Source organism: Noviherbaspirillum sp. UKPF54 (genome assembly GCF_007874125.1).
Classification (GTDB): Bacteria; Pseudomonadota; Gammaproteobacteria; order Burkholderiales; family Burkholderiaceae_D; genus Noviherbaspirillum.
Genome location: NZ_CP040128.1, coordinates 3504115 through 3524229, shown reverse-complemented (window position 1 = coordinate 3524229; position 20115 = coordinate 3504115). Strand labels below are relative to the sequence as shown.

Sequence of the window (20115 nt, the reverse complement as noted above, 5' to 3'; positions counted from 1 at the left end):
CCCACCATGCCCGCCGCCCCGGGAAAACCGTGTCCATGGACACGGTTTTTTTTCGCCGGTCAGCAGCACCCCGGGCGGCGTCAAATCGTGCCGTCCGATTTCCAATTGTCGGGAAAACGCCTTTTCATTTCGAGAAAAACCTACTGCGCGTCATGGCGGCTGGAATTGCCATATGGAATGATGAAGCCTTTCCGATTGCTTGGCAGAGCATGGCATTGCTCTTGCTCTCGATAAACTTCAACTTGCCCCGAAGCCGAAGGGTATCGAATTTTTCTATTGAGGAAATGTAATGAATGCGTGGATGATTAGCGCAGCGATTGTCGTATTCGCCGTATTGACCCTGACTGCCCTGTTTTTCTTTGTCGTGACGCGCGGCGCGCTGGTAGTGCGCGCCATGGCGCCCGGCGTGCCGTCCGAAAGCGCGCATGTCTATCCGGTCTATTCCAACATGCGGCTCATCAAGGCCGTCGACTTCCAGCCGATTATCTCGGCCATCCTGCTGTTCCAGTACCGCCGCCTGGTCTCGAAGATCGTCGCCGACATCCGCCAGATGGACTTGAGAAACAAGAAGCTGCTGATCACGTCCTGCGCCTTCGGCAACGTCATTCCGCGCGTCGTGAAAGCGGCGGTGCAAAGCGGCGCCGAGCGCGTCATCATCGCCGACCTGATCGCCAACGAACTCGACCACGCCAAGGGCAAGCTCGCCGCCTACGCCGACAAGGTGGAGTACGTCGAGGAAAACGCCACCTGCATGCAGCAGGGCGACGGCGCCGTCGCCGCCAACGTCATCTTCTTCCTGCTGCACGAGCTGCCGCACCACCTGAAAGGGCAGGCGCTCAACGAGGCCGGACGCCTGCTCGAACCGGGCGGCAAGCTGTTCGTCGCCGAATTCCACCGTCCCAGCGTGCGCGTGCTGCGCGCGCTGAGCTGGGCCTACTTCAAGGTGTTCGAGCCGCTGGGCCTGGCGCTGTGGGATACCCACGATCCCGTCAGCCACCTGGAAAAAAACGGCAACTGGCGCTGCGAACGCAGCACTTACTTCTTCGGCAATTTCCAGATCATCTCCGCGACCAAGCTGTAAGTCCCGGTTTCCGTTCCGCCACCGATCGCCGCCGCGGCGGTCGGCGCCGGCATGCGCCAGTTTGCGCGCGCCTGGCATGCCTTTTCCGCTCCCGGTGTAGGATGTTGCCCACGCCCGGCATTATCCGGACGCGGTGCCGCCATCCGCTTCCTGCCGCCGGCGAACCAGGATGGAGACCATGCAGATGAAACCGCGCATCACCGTCATTACCCTCGGCGTCGACGACCTGGAGCGCGCGCTGCGCTTCTACCGCGACGGCCTCGGCCTGTCCACGCAAGGCATCGTCGGGCAAGAATTCGCCCACGGTGCCGTCGCCTTTTTCGACTTGCAGGCCGGCGTGAAGCTCGCGCTCTGGCAGCGCGCCAGCATTGCGCACGACACCGGCCTGGCGCAATCGCCCCCGAGTGCCACCGACCTGACTCTCGGCCACAACGTTGCGTCCAGGGAGGACGTTGACGGCGTGATGCGGCAGGCGCAAAGCGCCGGCGCCGTCATCGTCAAGCCGGCGCACGACACCTTCTGGGGCGGCTACGCCGGCTATTTCCAGGACCCCGACGGGCACGTGTGGGAAGTCGCATGGAATCCGCAATGGGCAGAACCGCAATGAGGCGCCCGCTCGCCCTGGCCGCGCTGATCGCGGTCACGATGATCGCGTTCGCCGGCAATTCCCTGCTGTGCCGCGCCGCGCTCAGGCACACCGCCATCGACGCGGCCAGCTTCACCACGATCCGCATCGCATCCGGCGCGCTCATGCTCTGGCTCCTGGTGCGCCTGCGCGGCGCGCGCCTGGCTGGGCATGGCAGCTGGCGGTCGGCCTTGGCGCTGTTTGCGTATGCCGCCGGCTTTTCCTATGCCTACCTCAGCCTGCCGGCCGGCACCGGCGCGCTGCTGCTGTTCGGCGCGGTCCAGGCCACCATGATCGGCTACGGCATCTGGAGCGGCGAGCGCCTGCGCGCCTTGCAGCTGCTGGGCCTGCTGCTGGCGCTCGGCGGGCTGGTCGGCCTCTTGCTGCCGGGTCTGGCGGCGCCGCCGCTGCAGGGCGCGCTGCTGATGCTGGCCGCCGGCGTCGCCTGGGGCATCTATTCGCTGCGCGGCAAAGGCGCGGGCGATCCGACCGCTGTCACGGCCGGCAATTTTTGCCGCGCGACGCTGCTTGCAGTTGCGCTCAGCCTCGCCATGGCGGGCGGCGCCCGGCTGGATGCGGCCGGCGCCGGTTATGCCGTCGCCTCCGGGGCGCTGACCTCGGGCCTCGGTTATGCGCTGTGGTACGCCGTGCTGCCGGCGCTGCGGGCGACGACGGCATCGACCTTGCAGCTCAGCGTACCGGTCATCGCCGCGCTGGGCGGCATCCTGTTCCTCGGCGAGCCCGTCACGCTGCGCATCGTGCTGGCGGCGGTGGCGATTCTGGGAGGAATCGCGCTGGTCATCCTGAACCGGCATCCATGACCTCGCTTCATCCTGCCCGCCGCCTGGTCTGCGCCCGCTGTCGCCGGGCGCAGCCGGCTTGCATCTGCCGCTGGGTGACGCCGGTGACGCATGCGGTCGAGGTGCTGGTGTTGCAGCATCCGCTGGAAGCCGGCCACGCCAAGGGCAGCGCGCCGCTGCTGCACCTGAGCCTGCCGCATAGCCGGATTGCCGTCGGCGAAACGTTCGACGAACAGGAGTTAAAGGCGCTGCTGCACGCGCCATTTGCGCAAGCGGCCGACCCGCATGCCCAGTCACGGCAGGCGATCCTGCTTTACCCCGACACGCCGGCGGGCGCCGCGCTGATGCCGTCGCCGCCCCTGGCTGGCGTGGCGCTGGATAATCCCGGCCGGCTGCGGCTGGTGGTGCTGGACGGCACCTGGCGCAAGAGCCGCAAAATGCTCTATGCCAATCCGCTGCTGCAAACGCTGCCGCGTCTGGCCCTGCATGACGCGCCGGCCTCGCGCTACCTGATCCGCAAGGCGCATGGCGCGCACCAGTTGTCCACGCTGGAAGCGGCATGTTACGCGCTGGTGCAGCTGGAAAGGGACGAGGCGAAATACCAGCCCCTGCTGGAGGCATTCAACGGCTTCGTGACGCAGCAGCTGGCTTTCCGCCCGCCGGCGCCGGCTCCGCACAGCTGCTAAGCTGAAGAGCGAACGCATTTTCCGCAACAGCGAGGAGGCCAACATGGCGATGAACAATGTCTATGCCGCGACCGAACCGGAACGCGCCCAAATCGATGGGCTCGCGGGTCCTGCCGTGCTCGAATTCGGCGCGCCCTGGTGCGGCTTCTGCCTGGCCGCGCAACCGCTGCTGACGGACGCCTTCGCCGCCCATCCGCAGGTGCAGCACATCAAGGTCGAGGATGGCAGGGGACGTCCGCTGGGCCGCTCCTACCGGGTCAAGCTGTGGCCCACGCTGATTTTCCTGGACAACGGCAAGGAAGTCGCCCGTCTGGTGCGCCCGGAGGACGCGCGCGCCATTCGCGAAGCGCTGGCGCAGATCGACCACGCCCGCTGAACGCAGTGCTCTTTCTCCTCTTCCTGGCGCCGGCAAGGTGGCATTGACCTTGCGGTGCCAGTTTCGATGTCACAAGCATAAACTTGAGAACCAACAAGATTTCTTGCTTGATACCTCGCTACTGTGACAAAGGTTAAGCCCACCGCTGCCTTCGATGGCGGTCGGCTTGATCCCCCACAGCAAAAACAATCCGAAAAGAGGAGACAAGCATGCACCGTTCATCTGGCCGCCGGCTGGCGGCCACCCTGCTATTGTCGTGCCTGCCGCTGGCGGCGCTGGCCGACGGCGTCAGCGTCAAGTTCGACCTGTCCGACCCGGCAGCCAGCCCGTTCCCGTCCAACCGCTTCACGGTGGCGGACTGGTCGCACAACACCTACCGCCGCGTCAACCTGCCCAAGCCCGATTGCGCGGTGCGTCCGAGCGACTGCGCCGACATCGACGTGATCAACACGCTCGACGGCTTTTCGACACAGCCGCGCATCACGATCCCGTTTACCGGCGATATCGACGTGGGCAGCGTCAACAGCGACACGATCTTCCTGCTGAACCTGGGCGACACCCTGACGCAGGCCGGCGCCGGCCAGAAAATCGGCATCAACCAGGTGCTGTGGGATCCGCAAACCCGGACGCTGGCCGTCGAGTCGGACGCCTTGCTCAACGAGCATTCGCGCTATTTGCTGGTCGTTACCGACGGCGTGCGCGATGCGAGCGGCAAGCCGATCAAGTCGCACGGCCTGGGCGACATGTTCGGCGCCGGGCAAAGCCGCGACAGCAGCGAGTACCTGCGCGAGCTGCGCGATGCGGCAAGTACGCGTCATGCCGGCAAGTACCACCTGGTGGCGGCCAGCCTGTTTACCACGCAAAGCATCAGCGCCGACTTGTATAAGATCATGCGCCGGATCAAGCAAAGCACGCCGGCGCCGGCCAGCTTCATGGTCGGCAGCAGCGCCGGCAACACGGTGCGCGCCGTGTTCCCGCTGCCCGGCATCACCGGCATGCAGTTCAACCGGCAGAATAAAGCCGCGCCCATACTCACGTCATCGGCTTTGCCGCTGGCGGCGCTGCACGTGGTCCCGGGCGCGGTCGGGCAAATCGCCTACGGGAGCTTCACATCTCCCGATTACCAGACCTCGGGCAAGTTCATCCCCGCCACCGGCACGCTGACCGGCCAGCCGCAGCAGCAGGGCAGCAATGCATTGATGTTCCAGCTGTTCGTTCCCGCCGGCGCCAAGCCGGCCGCCGGCTGGCCGGTGGCGATCTTCGGCCACGGCTTCACCGACAGCATGTACGGCGCGCCGTGGGCGGTCGCCTCGGTGCTCGCCTCGCGCGGCATCGCCACGCTGTCGATCAACGTGGTCGGCCACGGCGGCGGCGCGCTCGGCACGCTCACCGTGCAGCGCGCCACAGGCGAGCCGGTCACGATCAGCGCCGGCGGGCGCGGCATCGACCAGGACGGCAACGGCGTCATCGATTCGACCGAGGGCGTCAACGCCGCGCCGCCGCGCACCATCATCAGCAATCGCGACGGCCTGCGCCAGACCGTGATCGACATCATGCAGCTGGTGCGCGAAGTCGAGGTCGGCATGGACATCGACGGCGACGGCACGGCCGACCTCGATGCGCAGCGCATCTACTATGCGGGCCAGTCGTTCGGCGGCATCTACGGCACCATCCTGCTCGGCGTCGAACCCAACCTCAAGGCCGGCGTGCCGAACGTGGCGGGCGGTTCGATCGCGGAAGTGGCGCGGCTCGGCGGATTCCGTCCGCTGACCGGCTTTGCGCTGGCCACGCGCGTGCCGTCGCTGATCAACGTCGCCGATGCAAGCGGCATCGCGTTCAACGAGAACATCCCGTTGCGCAACCAGCCGCCGGTCGTCAACAACGTGCCCGGCGCAATGGCCATCGCCGAGCTGCTGGATCGCAACGAGTGGGTGCAGCAGGCGGGCAATCCGGTGGCGTACGCCCCCTTCATCCGCAAGCAGCCGCTGCCGGGCAATGCGGCCAAGCCGGTGCTGTTCCAGTTCGCCAGGGGCGACGGCACCGTGCCCAACCCGACCACGACCGCCATTCTGCGCGCCGGCGATCTGGCGGCCAATGCCGCGCTGTTCCGCAACGACCTGGCGGTCGCCGCGAACCCGGGCGTGCCGAAGAATCCGCACACCTTCCTGACCAACATCGGCGTCCCGGCCGCGGCGCCGTACGCGGTGGGTGCGCAGCAGCAGATGGCGGTGTTCCTCGCATCCGGCGGCGCCACGGTGATCGACCCGGACGGCGCCGGGCCGTTCTTCGAGGTGCCGGTCAATCCGCCGCTGCCGGAAGGGCTCAACTACCTGCCCTGACGACGGGGTGAAATGAACAAGGGCACGCGCAGCGTGCCCTTGTTACGTGCGCCGTTCGACGGCCGCGCTCAGGCCGTCGTATTGACGATATTGCCGGAGGATGTCACGCCCGGCAGATCGTTTTGCAGCGCCTGCAGGAACTTGTTCAGTGTCGCATTGCCGTTGCTCGCGCCGAGCGCGCTCAGCAAGCTGCTGAAGCTTTGCTGCAGCGACGACGGCGTGGAGTTCGTGGAGTCGCTGCTCGTGCTGTCGCTGCTCGATGACGACAGCTTCTGGATCAGGCTTTGCAGGTCGGACTGGATATTGCCCGGGCCGCCGTGATGATGGTGCCCGCCCTGCACTTGCGCGACGTCGCCGTTGCCGCTGTCCTGGCTGCCGTCGGCAGCTGTCTTCGACTCGCTTTGCGCATGCAGCGCGCCGATCAGGTTATGCATGAAGGCGCCGAACGCTTGCGCAATCGATTGCGAGTCAGCCGATGCGGTAGACGCGGTCGAAGAGGTGGAGGAGTCGGACGAAGATGACGTGCCGGTCGACGATGATGAACCGTCGCTCGAACTCTGGCCGGTCGCGCCGATATCGGACAGCGCCTGCATGATTGCATCGGCAAGTCCGCCTCCGGGTGGCGGTCCCGGCGGGCGGTTGCCCTGCACGTCGCCCGTTTCGCACTGGCCGCTGGCGCCGCTGGCCTGCTTCACGCCGCTGGTCTGGTTAAGCTGAAACACCGATAGCAGCGAACTGGAAATTCCACTAATTGTTGTCATGTTGACCTCCCTGATGATGGCTGTCCAAGGCCGCACATGCTGCCTTGCTGATGGAAATAACGTCGGCATGGCGGCCAGCCTGGTGCCGGAAGACGTAAAAGGTAAAGAAACGTTAAGCCCGCGCTGTTCAGTTCTCCCTAGCGCGCGCAACCTATTGTCGAGGCGCCGGGGGTAAAAGCCGGTAAAGGGAAGGTAAATTTGCGTAAAGAAGCCCTGTGCCGCCGCATGGCGCCTGCGTGCTCCGCTATCATTCGAGCGGATACGGGCAAGAAGGAATGTTCTGCAATGGCGAAAGTGTTATTGATCGACGACGACGCGGAACTGGTGGAACTGCTGAAGGAATATCTGGAACAGGACGGCTTCGAGGTCGCCGCCGCGCATGACGGCGAAACCGGCCTTGCGCATGCGCTGACCGGCGCCTTCGAGATCGCGGTCATGGACGTCATGATGCCGAGAATGAACGGTGTCGAGACCTTGCGCCAGCTGCGCGCGAAGAGTCCCCTGCCGGTGCTGATGCTCACGGCACGGGGCGACGACACCGACCGCATCCTGGGACTGGAGCTCGGCGCCGACGATTACGTGCCCAAGCCCTGCACGCCGCGCGAGCTGAGCGCGCGCATCCGCGCCATCCTGCGCCGCACCCAGGCGGCGGCCGGGCAGGTCGCGCCGCAACACCTGGCGGTGGGCGCGTTGCAGATGTGGCCGCAGCAGCGCCGCGCGCAATGGGAGGGCGCGCCGCTGGAATTGACGAGCACCGAGTTCAACCTGCTGGAAGTATTGGCGCGCAATGCCGGGCGGCCGGTCAGCAAGAACGAGCTGTCGGAAAAGGGGCTGGGCCGGCCGCTGGCGCGCTTCGACCGCAACATCGACGTCCACCTGAGCAGCCTGCGCCACAAGCTGGGAACGCTCGAGGACGGCCGCTCCTGCATCCAGACCGTGCATCGGCAGGGCTACCAGTTCATCAGGGAATAAGGTGTCATGAACTCACCCTCCATGGGCCGTCTGTTCTGGAAATTCTTCCTCTCCATCTGGGCCGCGCAATGCCTGGCGGTGCTGGCCATCAGCGCCAGCTTCTGGATCAAGGAACGCAGCCACGCGCGCCACGCCGAGGAATTCGACATGAGCCCGCCGGCCGCCATGATGCTCGACTCGGCGTCCGCCACCCTGCGCTTCGGAGGCACGCCCGCGCTGCAGGACCTGCTGCGTCAGGCGCACGGCAACCGGGTGTATGCGATCGACCAGCGCGGCAACGACATACTGAACCGCTTCGTGGATCGCGCGCTGCTGGATCATGCGCACCAGCTGATCGAGCAGGCCGATGGCCGGGCCCACGCGGTGCGCGTCGCCTTCGCCGCCGACGGCACGCGCTATCTGCTGTTCGTCCCGTGGAAGGAAAGATCCTTCGGCCCGGGCGGACCGCCGCCCGATTACCGCCGGCCGCCGCGCGACACGCTGCACTTTCCGACGATACCGATGCTGTTCACGATCCTGGCGAGCCTGGGCTCGGCGCTGCTGCTGGCCTGGTATTTCTCGAAGCCGATCAAGAGCCTGCGCGCCGCCTTCGATGCGGTGGCGTCCGGCGACCTGGATGCGCGGGTGGCGCCGGCGATGGGCAAGCGGCGCGACGAGCTGGCCGAACTGGGGCGCGACTTCGACCGCATGGCGGACCGCCTGCACAAGCTGGTGGACGGCCAGCGCCGCCTGCTGCATGACGTTTCGCACGAGCTGCGTTCGCCGCTGGCGAGGCTGCAGGCCGCCATCGGACTGGCGCGCCAACGGCCGGAACGCATCGACGCGTCGCTCGAACGCATCGAGCGGGAAAGCGTGCGCATGGACGGCCTGGTGGGCGAGCTGCTCACGCTGTCGCGCCTGGAAGCTGGCGTGGTGGGCTCCACCGAGGAAAGCGTGAACCTCGGCGAGCTGGTGGCCGACATCGTCGACGATGCGCGTTTCGAGGTGGAGCACGAGGGCAAGAACGTCGAGCTGGTGGACGGCGGACTTGCGATCGTCGCCGGCTATCCGGAGCTGCTGCACCGCGCGATAGAAAACGTGGTGCGCAACGCGGTCAAGCATACGGCCAGGGGTGGCGTCGTCGGCGTCGCGGTCCAATCGGATGCGGCTGCCGGATGGGCGCATGTCGTGGTGCGCGACCAGGGGCCGGGCGTGCCGGACGCGGAACTCGACAAGATCTTCCAGCCGTTTTTCCGCAGCATCCACCCGGGGAAGAATACCGACGGCTACGGGCTCGGGCTGGCGATCGCCAAGCGCGTGGTCGAGGCGCACCAGGGCCGCGTCAGCGCCAGCAATCAGAGCAATCAGGAAATGGGCGGCCTGTGCGTCGCCATCTCGCTGCCGCTGCAGCGCGAGCGCCACGAGCCGGCCGCCGGCCGGTGACACGCGGCAGCGCCATGAAAAAAGCCGCGCATCGCACGATGCGCGGCGAACCCCGTCAATGGGCACGGAGGGAGAAGTCGCTGGCGCGGGAAGGGGCCGCGCCGGGATGATTGTGCCGCGCGCGGCGGTGAAACCGCGTTAACGAGATGTAAATCCGGGTAAAGGCTGCTCCTGCATGCCGCCCGATTCCCGACCTCGGCGCTGTTTCGCGGCGCGCCTTACAATGCTCCGGGCGATGGCGATTTTGCCTTGGCCCGCATTCCATTCACTCGGACGACTCTGCCTTATGCCTATCTGGAAAAAAGAAAGAAGCCTGGAAGACCTGCAGAACTGGAACAGGAACACCGCCGCCGAGCGCCTCGGCATCGAATTCAGCGCCATCGGCGACGACTGGCTGGCCGCGCGCATGCCGGTCGATGCGCGCACCGTGCAGCCGTTCGGCATCCTGCACGGCGGCGCGTCGGTGCTGCTGGCGGAAACGGTGGGCAGTTGCGCCGCCAACCTGTGCGTCGATGAAGAACAGTCGTATTGCGTCGGCCTGGACATCAACGCCAACCATGTGCGCGGCGCGCGTGCCGGCTGGGTGACCGCCACCGCGCGGCCGTTTCACCTGGGGCGCACCACCCAGGTATGGGACATCCGGATCGTGGACGACGCCGGCCAGCCGATCTGCATCTCGCGCCTGACCATGGCGGTGGTCGACCGCCAGCGCTGATCAGAGCCGGTCGAGCGTGGCGCGATCCGGCTCGCCGCCGAAGTACTTGCGCAGGCAGGCATCGAAAGCGGAGTCGCCGCCCTCGGCTTGCGCGAACAGCGTCATCGACGAGTGGAATTTGAGATCGTCGGGATAGGGGAAGATGGCATCCGCCGAACGCCCCTCCAACGCCGCCACGATGGCGCTGCACTCGCGCAGCCGGGGGCCGAGCACCGGATGCGCCAGATAGGCGCGGGCTTCGTCCAGCGAAGAAATGGCGTAGCGCTGTGCCATCGCGCTGTGGCCCAGGCCCGCGATCTGCGGGAAGATGAACCACATCCAGTGGCTGCGCTTGCGGCCCGCGCGCAATTCGGCGCGGACGTCGTCGTACACCGGCTGCTGCGCATCGACGAAACGTTGCAGGTGGTACTGGTCGTGCATGACCTTGCCCCTCGAACTCTGTTTGAAAATTGCCGCGCGAACCGCTTTTCGCTCGCCAGGTCTTCAAACCGGCGCTCAGCTCGACAGCGGTCCTTTGCCCAGCACGCGCAGCAGCACTTCCTTGCCGTGCAAGCCCAGCTGCCGCTCCAGCTGTTCCCGGGCGAGATGCTCGGTGCCTTGCGGGCCGCTGGTGATGCGCTTGCCGGAAGACCGTTCGGTGATCGCCCAGCCGCCGCGCTTGTCGTACAGCCATGCATGCAGGATGAATTGCAATTCATCGAAGCCGGGCACGGCGATTTCCTCGCCCAGCAATTCCTGCGGCTGGCCGAACTCGTTTTGAATCAGAAATTTTTCCATCGTCACGTGCTCAAGAGCGTGTTTTTGCTTGGAGCCGGCCCGGCGGGGAAATGGTTCCCGCCGGGCCGGGGAGGGCAGGATTAAAACTCTTCCCAGTCGTCTTCCGCGCGGGTGCGCAATGCGGGCACCGGTTTCGGGCGGGCGGCCAGCGCCTTGCGTCCGGCGGCAGCCTGCGGCACGCGGCGCGCGGCCGGTTGTGCGGCGGCCGGTGCGACCGATGCTTTGGCCGCAGCCGTCGCGGTTGTCGCGCCGTCTTCGATCGAAAACACGCTCACCACGCGCGCCAGTTCTTCCGCCTGTTCCTGCAGGGAGCCAGCTGCCGCTGCCGCCTGTTCCACCAGCGCCGCGTTTTGCTGCGTGACCTGGTCCATCTGGGCAATGGCGAGGTTGACCTGTTCGATGCCGGCGCTTTGCTCCTGGCCGGCGGCCATGATCTCGCTCATGATGTCGGTCACGCGTTTGACGCTGTCGACGATTTCATTCATGGTGAAGCCGGCCTGGTTGACCAGCGCGCTGCCGGCGTCGACCTTTTCCACCGAATCGTCGATCAGCGCCTTGATTTCCCTGGCCGCCGCCGCGCTGCGCTGCGCGAGGTTGCGCACTTCGCCCGCCACCACCGCGAAGCCTCGGCCCTGTTCGCCGGCGCGCGCGGCTTCCACCGCGGCGTTCAACGCGAGGATGTTGGTCTGGAACGCGATGCCGTCGATGACGCCGATGATGTCGACGATCTTCTTCGACGAGTTGTTGATCGAGTCCATGGTTTCCACCACCTGCGCCACCACGTCGCCGCCCTTGACGGCGATGTCGGAGGCGGACACGGCGAGCTGATTCGCCTGGCGCGCATTGTCGGCGTTTTGCTTCACGGTGGCGGTCAGTTCTTCCATCGACTGCGCGGTCGTCGCCAGCGAGCTGGCCTGCTGCTCGGTGCGCGACGACAGATCCATGTTGCCGGCGGCGATTTCGCTCGACCCGGTGACGATGTTGTCGGTGCCGCGCCGTACTTGGGTGACGATGGTGGCGATACTATCGCGCATCGTCTTGACCGAATGCAGCAGGCTGGCGCTGTCGCCGGCACGCAGGTCGATGTGCGTGCTCAAGTCGCCTTGCGCGATGCGGCGCGTGATCTTCGCGGTGATATCCGGTTCGCCGCCCATCTGCCGGCGCATGCCGATGGCGATGACCATGCCGAAGCCGTACATGAGCGCGAGCAGCGCCAGCGCGGCGATGCCGAACACGAGCATGCGCGTATTGAGCGTTTCCTGCACCGAGTCCATGTACACGCCCGAACCGAGCACCCAGCCCCAGGGCGCGAAGCCCTGGATGTAGGCGACCTTTTCCGAGGGCTCCTCCTTGCCCGGCTTGGGCCAGCGGTATTCGAGGAAGCCTTCGCCTTTCTTGCCGATGTCCGCCATCTGGGCGAACAGCGGGCGGCCGTCGGGTTCCTTCTTGTCGGATAGATCGGAGCCTTCGAGCGCCGGTTGCATCGGATGCATCAGCATCACCGGCTTGAAGTCGTTGACCCAGAAATAGTCGTTGCCGTTGAAGCGCATGCCGCGCAGCGCCGCCAGCGCGTTTTTCTGTGCCTCCGCTTCCGGCATGGCGCCCTTGGCCGCCAGGTCGTGATAGTAGGTGATTACGCCGTAAGCGGTGGCGACCGCCTGGCGCACGTTGTTCTGCCGTTCTTTGAGGATCAATGTGCGTTCCGAGACAAGAACGATCGCGGTCATCACGACAATGCCGAGCATCGCGCTGAGGATGAGCAGCGTGACCTTTTTGGCCATGCTGAGAGATTGAATCAGGTTGATCATGCTTGTTTTCTTGCTAAGGTGGGCGAATACGGAGGCGTCGGGACGGCAAGCCAGGCGTGCTGGATGCCGGCCGCAACACCGCTATTACGGTTGGCGGCGGGGCGCACTTTATACAGGCGCGAAAAAATTTTCCGGGCAATGCCAGATGTGCAACGAATGCGCCGATGCCTGCGCCGGCAGTCTTGATGGTTTGCTATTTAGCCGAGGTTGCTGCAGGCCGCCAAAATTATTGCAACTCACCCCACAAGATTGCAACTGGCTTGTCGGCGGAAGTATTCGGGCTCGGGAATGGGGAATCTATCTGATCGGATCGTGCTGTCATCTTCCCTCAGATGCCCTGGCCCCTGTCGACGCAGTCGAGATGATTTGGGCTTGCGGCCCGGTCCCGCACATATTGTTCAAATTCAGGTAAAGGCAATGGGCGACCAAACAGATATCCCTGATAGAAGTAACAGCCCGCAGCGGAGAGGGCATCACGCTGTGCGTGAGTTTCCACCCCTTCTGCAATGACGGAAAGGCTCATGCTGTCTGCCAGGGCGACAATCGTCCTGGCAATGGCGGCGTCGTTGCTATCAATCAGGATATCCCTGACAAAACTACGGTCGATTTTGAGTTGGTCCAGCGGTAATCGCTTCAAGTAGGCAAGCGACGAATAACCGGTACCGAAATCGTCCAGCGAAAAACTGACGCCCTTGGCTTTCAGCGTCCCCATTTTGGTAATGACGCCTTCGATATCATCGACCAGGAGGCTCTCCGTGAGCTCGAGCTTGAGCCGGTGCGGATTGGCGCCGCTTTTTTCAATCACCGATAGCACCTGCTCCACGAAGTCGGGGCGGCGGAATTGGCGCGCACTGACGTTGACTGCGAGGGTGAGATGCGCGGTCGCCGCATGGCTAGCCCAGATGGAGAGCTGTCGGCACGCCATCTGCAACACGCAGGTACCAATGTGCTGGATCAGCCCGGTTTCCTCGGCTAGCGGGATGAATTCGCCCGGCGCGATCAATCCCCGCGTCGGGTGCTGCCAACGTACCAGCGCCTCGGCGCCCGTCACCTCGCCGCCCCTGCCGACCTGGACCTGGTAGTAAAGAGAAAATTGGCTTTCTTGCACGGCGAGGCGCAAGTCGTTTTCAAGGGCGGCACGTTGTGCGATCGAGGCTTGCATCTCCGGGTTAAAAAAGCGCAGGGTATTGCGCCCCGCCGCCTTTGCCTGGTACATCGCCAAATCGGCCTGTTTCAACAAATCCTCGACGCTGCCCTGGTGGTCCGAAAACAAGGTAACGCCAATACTCGCCGCGCTCGGATAGGCCCCCTCCTTCAGTTGAAAGGTCTGGTTGAAGGCGCCGAGGATATGTTCGCCCACGATTTCGGCCTGTTTGGCCGCTTCTACCGAGCACTCGCTCAAGTTCTCCAGCATCACCACAAATTCGTCGCCGCCCAGCCGGGCAACGGTGTCTCCCTGGCGTGCGCCGTGGAGCAAACGCTGTGCGACTTGTTGTAGCAACTGGTCGCCGACATCATGGCCCAGCGTATCATTGAGCATCTTGAAGTTATCCAGGTCAATGAACAGCAGGGCACCGTTCCGATGCGTACGCGTGCATGTGGCCAATGCCTGCTTTAGCCTGTCGAGCAGCAAACGGCGATTGGGGAGTTGTGTGAGCGGGTCATAGAAGGCGAGATTGCGAATGGCGTCTTCGGCCTCCTTGCGCGACGTCATGTCCGTCATCGTTCCGACGAAGTGCGTCAACGCATGCGAAGCGTTGTATACCGCGGTAATCGTCAGCCACAATGGATATTTCTCGCCATTTTTCCGGCGGTGCCAGAGGTCGCCTTGCCAGGTGCCGGTTTGGAGAATGCTTTCCTTTATCGCGGTATAGAATGCCGCGTTATCCGAATCCGAGCGCAGCGGCTGCGGCGTTTGGCCGACCGCTTCGGCGCTCGCATAGCCCGTGATTTCAGAGAACGCCCGGTTGACGCGCAAGATGACCCCTTTGGGGTCGGTAATGAACATCCCTTCCTGTGCTTCAAACGCGATCGCGGCAATTCGCAAGTCGATTTCGGCATGTTTACGGTCGGTGATATCGGCAATCACGCCCACCAGCCCGGTTTTTTCTCCGTGGGCATCGTAGAAGCGTTTCCCGGTCAAGGTGCCCCAGAATGTGGTCTGGTCTGCGCGATAGTAAAGGCGCTCCACCTCCGTCGACGCAAGGTTGCTGCTTAATAGATCAAGCATCCTTTGCCGCGCGATGTCCCGCTCTTCCGGGTGTACCAGGGCGACATATTCATTGCCCACCAAGGCATCGAGCGGCATCGCAAACATCTCCGCCATGCGCCGGTTGGCGTGGGTGATGCGCCCTTCCAAATCGACCAGGAAGATCGCCACACTCGAGGTGTCCAGAATCTGCGTGAGCATGGCTTCCCGCGCCGCAAGCTCCGTATTGGCGCGCACCAGCGCTTCAGTGCGCGCGCCAACCGTGTCCTCCAGGGCTCTGTTGATGGCGGCTAACTGTTCTGCGGACTGCGTTTGCCTCAGGCGGTCTAATCCACTATCGGCCAGCATGCTGGCGAGTGTCGCATAGAGGCGGATTACCGATTCGACATGCTCCCTGGACTGGACCGGCACCTTGGAAATCGCGTCCAAGTAGCGCGCCTCATCAAACCCGAATTGTCGTGCCTGATTGCGAAAGAAGTCGAGATCCGGCGCGTCGGTCAGGAATTGGCCGGTAAACACGTTGGCGACATGCTGCCCGTCCACGACAATCGGGGCTGCCGCGTCGACCAGTCCGTTTAGGCACCGATATATAGCGAACGGCATCCCCCGCGTCATATTTCCGGCAAGTAAAGTATCACTTTCCGTACAGCGCTTGCAGGTTTGCGTATGCACGCGATGGAATTTGACGCAGGCGTCCTGCCATCCAGCGTGCGCAATGATCACACCGTCGGTGTCAATTACCGCATTGGCAATCCCAATGATCTGGTGAAAGTTCTCCATGAGACTCTGCAGCTTTGGGATATCGACAAGGTCAGAGTATTTAATGCGTTCGGTCGTGCTCATGGATGGGGCGGCCTTTTGCGGTGGCGACAACGGCATCGCGTAAGTTGATGCCCGCAGTCATTTTACCTGAGCAGGGATGCCGCTTTGCACAGGAATGTGACGTGCAAAGTACTCCGGAAAACCACACCATGTGGACGATATTGATGCATGGCTGGTGCAACAAATCCGAAGCAAACGCCTTTAATGCGCTCCCTGCCTTTGGGCCACATAAAGCAGGCCGGGTACGACTCTTTTTTACTAGTCGATAATGATTAATCGTCATGGGCAACTGACCATGAGAAAGCGAACCCTCTGATCTTGGTGTTGTCCTATTCTCCACGGCGACATTTTGCCCCGGCAAATACGAGGTGGTTTGATGGATCAGCAGGCAGCGGGGCAGCATCCTGAGCGACGCCTATCAGATGCCGAGGCGGAAAAGGCCGCCGGCGCCTACCCACTTGCAACATCTGTGCTGCAAAACAGCAATGACTTGGTCGCGGCAGTGGATTCGGAGCTGCGCTTTGTCGCTCTGAATGCACCTTTTCGGCGCGAATTTGAATTGATTTTCGGCATTCCGGTGCAATCCGGTCAGCGATTGGGCGATATCCTCGCGCACTTGACCAACGACCGAGAAAGGGCGGCCGCCTTATGCCGACGGGCTTTAGCTGGCGAGTCGTTTCGGGTGGTTGAAGACTTTGGCGACGACAAACTGCTGAGAAAAAGTTACGAGCTAGCCTTTACCCCCATCTTCGATACCTATCACCAGCCAGTCTACGCCGCGCTTGTCATTCGTGATCTGACGATGAGCCGGGGCACTGAACGGCGCTTTGGGGCATTGCTGGAGACCGCCCCCGATGCGACGATCATCATGCGTTCGGATGGCACGATTGATCTGGCCAATGCGCATGCCGAACGCATGTTCGGATATGGCCGCCACAAGATGCTGGGGCTTCCGGTGGAAAGACTGATTCCGGAACGGTTTCGGGCACGCCATATCGCGCAACGCCATCAGTTTGCACTTCGCCCCGGAAACAGGCCGATGGGTAGCGGACGGACCGACTTGCTCGGCATTCGTGCCGATGGTTCGGAGTTTCCAGTCGAGATCAGCTTGAATTCACTCGATGTGGACGGCGAACCCATGGTGGTTGCCGCCATCCGTGACATGACGGTGCGTCAACGTGCCGAAGACCAGTTGCGCATGCTTTCAGCAGAACTGGAGCGGCGCGTGGCAGAGCGTACCGCCGAACTTGAACATGCGCACAAGACGTTCAAGACAACTTTCGAGCAGGCATCGGTCGGCATCGCCCATGTCGGCCTCGACGGGAAATGGATTCAGGTCAATCAAAATCTGTGCGACCTCGTTGGTTATGCCAAGGATGAAATGGCATTTCTTACATTTCAGGACATTACGCATCCGGACGACCTGGATGCGGACCTGAAGTTGATGTTTCAACTGCTGGCCGGGGAAATTTCGACTTATGCAATGGACAAGCGCTACGTGCGTAAGAACGGCGAGATTGTTTGGATTAATCTCAACGTGTCTCTCGTGCGGGACGGGCGCGGCGCGCCGGAGTATTTCATCTCGATAGTAAAGGACATCGGCGACCGCAAGCTTGCCGAGGCCGAGCTACAGAAAAACAAGGACGATCTTGAACTGGCTGTTTCAGCTACCGGGGTCGGCATTTTCGACTTTTATCCACAAACCGGGGAAGTGAACTGGAGCGCGGAGGTCAAGCGGCAGTATGGACTGGCACTGGACGCGCACATCGATTACCGCACTGTACTGTCCGGGATACATCCGGATGATCGGGCGCTGGTCGAAGCCGCGCTGCAACAGGCGATGCAGGATCCGGCGCATAGCTGTTTCGAAGTGGAGCATCGCATTATTCGGTTCGATGACAAACTGGAGCGGTGGCTTCAGGTGCGCGGCCAGTTTCTTTTCGATGGCGGCAGGCCATGGAGGTGCATCGGAACCTCGCTCGACGTCACGGAAAAAAACAGGCGGAAGAGGCGCTGCGGGAAAGCGAGCGCCATCTCAGGCTGATCTTCGACGCCACGCCGATCGGGATGGTCAGGCGAGCGGTCACCGGCGAAATCCGGGAGGCCAATGCCGCATTCCTGCGCCTGATCGGATACAGCCGTGATGATCTTCTCTCCGGGAGGCTCCGCTGGGATCGGTTAACGGCGCCCGAATATTTGGCGGTGGACCGAGAAGCGATGAGGCAAGCACTGCGGCAGGGGATTTCTGACATGTTTGAAAAGGAATACCTGCGCGCCAACGGCGAACGGGTACCCGTCCTGGTGGCATTCGCCAGCACTGGCGGCGTCAGTGACCTGGTGGGGTTTGTTCTCGACATCAGCGAACGCAAGCAAGCAGAAGAACGCATTCGGCAGGCGGCATTGCACGACCCCTTGACTGGATTGCCCAATCGCGGCTTGCTCGTCGACTGTGCCAAGCGCTTCTTCGCCCGCGCCAAACGCGCCAACTGTCACAGCGCCGTCTTGTTTGTCGACCTTGACCGCTTCAAGCCCATTAACGACAACTATGGTCACGAAGCGGGAGATGAAGTCCTGCGCGAGGTAGCCAGGCGTATTACCCGTTGCACGCGTGCCGACGACATGGCATTCCGGCTGGGCGGCGACGAATTCCTGTTACTGCTGCCGGAAATCGATAACGATGCCAACGCCGGCGAGGTGGCGCGTCACATGGCGGCCTGCGTGAACCGACCCTATCATGTCAACGGTCTTGAATTATCCATTTCCGCATCTGTGGGGATCAGCATCTACCCGCGTGACGGAGAGGAACTCGACATCCTCGTCAACAACGCCGATGCGGCGATGTACCAGGCAAAGCAAGCCGGACGTAACGGCATTCAGTTCTACTCTCAAGAATTGGCCGCAGAGTCGAAGTTGCAATCCCGCCTCGAAGAGCAAGTCAGGGCGGCGCTGGCCCATGACACGTTTGAACTGTTCTATCAGCCGGTGATTGACATGCGTACGTCTCACCTGATCGGCGTCGAGGCGCTGGTGCGCTGGCCGCATGCCGACATCGGCCCGGACCGGTTTGTGCCGATCGCGGAATCGACCGGCCAAATCAACCGGCTTGGCGAATGGGTGATTGTCGAGGCCTGCCGCCAACACAAAAAGTGGCTCGAACGGGGGCTGCCTGCGATTCCGATTGCAGTCAATGTGTCGGCTGTTCAACTACGCAACCATGACTTCGCGGAGCAGTTTGCCAACGTGATAGTGGATTGCGGGTTGAATATGGCTGCATTGCAGGTCGAAGTTACAGAAACCGCGCTCATGGAAAACCTTGACCGAGCGATCGAGGTCTTGATGCAATTGCGGCGGCTGGGCGTTAAGATCGCCTTGGACGATTTCGGTACCGGATATTCCAGCCTGAACTATCTGTCGCGGCTGCCGATCAATAAGATTAAGGTCGACAAATCGTTCGTGCAACGGCTTGGCCATGATACTGCCAGCCAGGCAATCACACAGGCAATCATCGCCCTGGGACGTTCGTTGAAGCTGGAAGTGGTGGCCGAGGGAATCGAGTCGGAAGCGACATTGCAATACCTGCGCAAGCAAGGGTGCAGCCATGCTCAGGGATACCATGTGTGCAAGCCGGTCGATGCCGAGACATTCGAGGCGTGGTATCAGGGGAACAGGACGACGTACGTGCATTAGCCGTGCATTGTCCTTGGAAACAGGCAGAGCGGCGGGAGCGGCAAGAACGCGCATGCAAAAGAAGCCGGGCCAAATAAATCCTGAATGTCTATTCCAGCGCTTTGCAGCAGCCGTGACGGACTACGCCACCGCCCGCACCGCCAGTTCGACGAAGGAATCGGCCAGGGCGGAGCGGTGGGTGTAATTCCTCGCGAGCATCAGCTGCGTTTTCGCCGCACGGTCCGCCAGCGGCAGGTAGCTCACGCCCTTGATGCGGATGGCGTTGAACGATTCGGGCAGGATGGCGATGCCGCAGCCGGATGCGACCAGGCCGATGATGGTCGACCCTTCGCGCGCCTGTTGCGCGATCTTCGGTTCGAAGCCCGCCTCGCGGCATAGCCGCAACACCAGCGACTGCACGCCGGTGCCGGCATCGGCGGAAAACATCACGAACGGCTGGTCGGCCAGCTCCTTGATGGCGACCGAGGTGCGCTTCATCAGCGCATGCCCGCTGGGCGCGACCAGCATCAGCGGGTCGTGCCGAAGCGGCGTGAGCGACACGTCGCGCGACAGCGACGCTTCCGGCGGGCGCAGGAAGCCGAGGTCGATGCGCTGCTCCCGGATCGCCTCCACCTGGCGCAGCGTCGGCATTTCCGCCAGTGACAGCGTCACGCGCGGGAACGCCTTGCGGTAGGCGTTGACCGCCTTGTTGAAGGCGGCGGTCAGCGGCGTCGACGAGGTGTAGCCGATGCGCAGCTCGCCGACTTCGCCCCGCTCGGCGCGGCGCGCCGTTTCCACCGCCTGTTCGGACAGCGCCAGGATGCGCCGCGCATCGTCCAGGAACAGGCGTCCGGCTTCCGTCAGCTTCACCCAGCGCCGCGTGCGCTCCAGCAGCCGCACGCCAAGCTCTTCCTCCAGCAGCTGGATCTGCTGGCTCAAGGGCGGCTGCCCGATATGCAGGCGCTCGGCGGCGCGGCTGAAATGCAGCTCCTCGGCGACGGCGACGAAGTAGCGCAGGCGGCGCAATTCCATTTTCTGTTATCTCGTTTCGATATA

General features: G+C 63.2%; 18 protein-coding genes. 12 read left to right on the top strand and 6 right to left on the bottom strand.

Features of this window, described 5'->3' with window-relative positions:
• The first annotated feature begins 35 nt into the window (after positions 1–35).
• The 7 genes from FAY22_RS22180 to FAY22_RS16295 all read left to right on the top strand — a co-directional run bounded on the left by FAY22_RS22180 (position 36) and on the right by FAY22_RS16295 (position 5907).
• On the top strand, positions 36–290 hold the full coding sequence (locus FAY22_RS22180; protein ID WP_146331189.1) for a hypothetical protein: 255 nt from the start codon (positions 36–38) through the stop codon (positions 288–290).
• The gene (locus FAY22_RS16320) at positions 290–1081 is read left to right on the top strand and encodes a class I SAM-dependent methyltransferase (protein ID WP_146331188.1); all 792 of its coding nucleotides are present in this window, start codon (positions 290–292) and stop codon (positions 1079–1081) included. The genes FAY22_RS22180 and FAY22_RS16320 overlap by 1 nt, the downstream gene beginning before the upstream one ends.
• A gap of 184 nt (positions 1082–1265) precedes the next feature.
• Positions 1266–1688, top strand: coding sequence for a VOC family protein (locus FAY22_RS16315; RefSeq protein WP_146333491.1), 423 nt, complete (start codon positions 1266–1268; stop codon positions 1686–1688).
• Entirely contained in the window at positions 1685–2527 is an 843-nt protein-coding gene (locus tag FAY22_RS16310; protein ID WP_210411838.1) for a DMT family transporter, read from the top strand. Before FAY22_RS16315 ends, FAY22_RS16310 begins: the two co-directional genes overlap by 4 nt.
• On the top strand, positions 2524–3192 hold the full coding sequence (locus FAY22_RS16305; RefSeq protein WP_146331186.1) for a tRNA-uridine aminocarboxypropyltransferase: 669 nt from the start codon (positions 2524–2526) through the stop codon (positions 3190–3192). The genes FAY22_RS16310 and FAY22_RS16305 overlap by 4 nt, the downstream gene beginning before the upstream one ends.
• Before the next feature lie 43 nt (positions 3193–3235).
• Entirely contained in the window at positions 3236–3568 is a 333-nt protein-coding gene (locus FAY22_RS16300) for a thioredoxin family protein (protein WP_146331185.1), read from the top strand.
• Positions 3569–3777: 209 nt separating this feature from the next.
• Complete coding sequence (locus tag FAY22_RS16295) at positions 3778–5907, top strand: Ig-like domain-containing protein (protein ID WP_146331184.1); 2130 nt, start codon at positions 3778–3780, stop codon at positions 5905–5907.
• Positions 5908–5975: 68 nt separating this feature from the next.
• Here FAY22_RS16295 and FAY22_RS16290 read toward each other — a convergent pair whose 3' ends face one another.
• Positions 5976–6668, bottom strand: a complete 693-nt coding sequence (locus FAY22_RS16290) for a hypothetical protein (RefSeq protein WP_146331183.1) — start codon at positions 6666–6668, stop codon at positions 5976–5978.
• A 285-nt stretch (positions 6669–6953) separates the two neighbouring features.
• Here FAY22_RS16290 and FAY22_RS16285 point away from each other — a divergent pair, with 285 nt between their 5' ends.
• From FAY22_RS16285 to FAY22_RS16275, 3 genes are all read left to right on the top strand, one after another.
• Positions 6954–7640 (top strand): response regulator transcription factor, encoded by a 687-nt coding sequence (locus FAY22_RS16285; protein WP_146331182.1) that lies wholly within the window; start codon positions 6954–6956, stop codon positions 7638–7640.
• 6 nt (positions 7641–7646) lie between these two features.
• The gene (locus tag FAY22_RS16280; protein WP_246860539.1) at positions 7647–9062 is read left to right on the top strand and encodes an ATP-binding protein; all 1416 of its coding nucleotides are present in this window, start codon (positions 7647–7649) and stop codon (positions 9060–9062) included.
• A 286-nt stretch (positions 9063–9348) separates the two neighbouring features.
• A complete protein-coding gene (locus FAY22_RS16275; RefSeq protein ID WP_146331181.1) occupies positions 9349–9777 on the top strand; it encodes a hotdog fold thioesterase in 429 nt (142 codons plus the stop codon).
• Here FAY22_RS16275 and FAY22_RS16270 read toward each other — a convergent pair whose 3' ends face one another.
• The 4 genes from FAY22_RS16270 to FAY22_RS16255 form a co-directional block, all read right to left on the bottom strand.
• Positions 9778–10197 carry a DUF1810 domain-containing protein gene (locus FAY22_RS16270; protein ID WP_146331180.1) on the bottom strand — a complete coding sequence of 140 codons (420 nt, stop codon included), beginning with the start codon at positions 10195–10197 and terminating at the stop codon, positions 9778–9780.
• 75 nt (positions 10198–10272) lie between these two features.
• Complete coding sequence (locus FAY22_RS16265) at positions 10273–10554, bottom strand: hypothetical protein (RefSeq protein WP_146331179.1); 282 nt, start codon at positions 10552–10554, stop codon at positions 10273–10275.
• 80 nt (positions 10555–10634) lie between these two features.
• A complete protein-coding gene (locus FAY22_RS16260; RefSeq protein ID WP_146331178.1) occupies positions 10635–12362 on the bottom strand; it encodes a methyl-accepting chemotaxis protein in 1728 nt (575 codons plus the stop codon).
• Between the two features lie 328 nt (positions 12363–12690).
• Entirely contained in the window at positions 12691–15414 is a 2724-nt protein-coding gene (locus FAY22_RS16255) for an EAL domain-containing protein (RefSeq protein WP_168204857.1), read from the bottom strand.
• A 355-nt stretch (positions 15415–15769) separates the two neighbouring features.
• Between FAY22_RS16255 and FAY22_RS16250 the strand changes: the two genes are divergently transcribed.
• On the top strand, positions 15770–17437 hold the full coding sequence (locus tag FAY22_RS16250) for a PAS domain S-box protein (protein WP_146331176.1): 1668 nt from the start codon (positions 15770–15772) through the stop codon (positions 17435–17437).
• Positions 17350–19080 carry a bifunctional diguanylate cyclase/phosphodiesterase gene (locus FAY22_RS16245; RefSeq protein ID WP_146331175.1) on the top strand — a complete coding sequence of 577 codons (1731 nt, stop codon included), beginning with the start codon at positions 17350–17352 and terminating at the stop codon, positions 19078–19080. The genes FAY22_RS16250 and FAY22_RS16245 overlap by 88 nt, the downstream gene beginning before the upstream one ends.
• 120 nt (positions 19081–19200) lie before the next feature.
• Here the strand turns inward: FAY22_RS16245 and FAY22_RS16240 are convergent, their stop codons facing one another.
• A complete protein-coding gene (locus FAY22_RS16240) occupies positions 19201–20091 on the bottom strand; it encodes a LysR substrate-binding domain-containing protein (RefSeq protein WP_146331174.1) in 891 nt (296 codons plus the stop codon).
• Positions 20092–20115 lie beyond the last annotated feature (24 nt).

Excerpts from the sequence above, each read along its gene's own strand:
- FAY22_RS22180 (WP_146331189.1), top strand. The coding sequence starts at position 36 with ATGGACACGGTTTTTTTTCGCCGGTCAGCAGCACCCCGGGCGGCGTCA.
- FAY22_RS16320 (WP_146331188.1), top strand. The coding sequence starts at position 290 with ATGAATGCGTGGATGATTAGCGCAGCGATTGTCGTATTCGCCGTATTG.
- FAY22_RS16315 (WP_146333491.1), top strand. The coding sequence starts at position 1,266 with ATGAAACCGCGCATCACCGTCATTACCCTCGGCGTCGACGACCTGGAG.
- FAY22_RS16310 (WP_210411838.1), top strand. The coding sequence starts at position 1,685 with ATGAGGCGCCCGCTCGCCCTGGCCGCGCTGATCGCGGTCACGATGATC.
- FAY22_RS16305 (WP_146331186.1), top strand. The coding sequence starts at position 2,524 with ATGACCTCGCTTCATCCTGCCCGCCGCCTGGTCTGCGCCCGCTGTCGC.
- FAY22_RS16300 (WP_146331185.1), top strand. The coding sequence starts at position 3,236 with ATGGCGATGAACAATGTCTATGCCGCGACCGAACCGGAACGCGCCCAA.
- FAY22_RS16295 (WP_146331184.1), top strand. The coding sequence starts at position 3,778 with ATGCACCGTTCATCTGGCCGCCGGCTGGCGGCCACCCTGCTATTGTCG.
- FAY22_RS16290 (WP_146331183.1), bottom strand. The coding sequence starts at position 6,668 with ATGACAACAATTAGTGGAATTTCCAGTTCGCTGCTATCGGTGTTTCAG.
- FAY22_RS16285 (WP_146331182.1), top strand. The coding sequence starts at position 6,954 with ATGGCGAAAGTGTTATTGATCGACGACGACGCGGAACTGGTGGAACTG.
- FAY22_RS16280 (WP_246860539.1), top strand. The coding sequence starts at position 7,647 with ATGAACTCACCCTCCATGGGCCGTCTGTTCTGGAAATTCTTCCTCTCC.
- FAY22_RS16275 (WP_146331181.1), top strand. The coding sequence starts at position 9,349 with ATGCCTATCTGGAAAAAAGAAAGAAGCCTGGAAGACCTGCAGAACTGG.
- FAY22_RS16270 (WP_146331180.1), bottom strand. The coding sequence starts at position 10,197 with ATGCACGACCAGTACCACCTGCAACGTTTCGTCGATGCGCAGCAGCCG.
- FAY22_RS16265 (WP_146331179.1), bottom strand. The coding sequence starts at position 10,554 with ATGGAAAAATTTCTGATTCAAAACGAGTTCGGCCAGCCGCAGGAATTG.
- FAY22_RS16260 (WP_146331178.1), bottom strand. The coding sequence starts at position 12,362 with ATGATCAACCTGATTCAATCTCTCAGCATGGCCAAAAAGGTCACGCTG.
- FAY22_RS16255 (WP_168204857.1), bottom strand. The coding sequence starts at position 15,414 with ATGAGCACGACCGAACGCATTAAATACTCTGACCTTGTCGATATCCCA.
- FAY22_RS16250 (WP_146331176.1), top strand. The coding sequence starts at position 15,770 with ATGGATCAGCAGGCAGCGGGGCAGCATCCTGAGCGACGCCTATCAGAT.
- FAY22_RS16245 (WP_146331175.1), top strand. The coding sequence starts at position 17,350 with ATGGAGGTGCATCGGAACCTCGCTCGACGTCACGGAAAAAAACAGGCG.
- FAY22_RS16240 (WP_146331174.1), bottom strand. The coding sequence starts at position 20,091 with ATGGAATTGCGCCGCCTGCGCTACTTCGTCGCCGTCGCCGAGGAGCTG.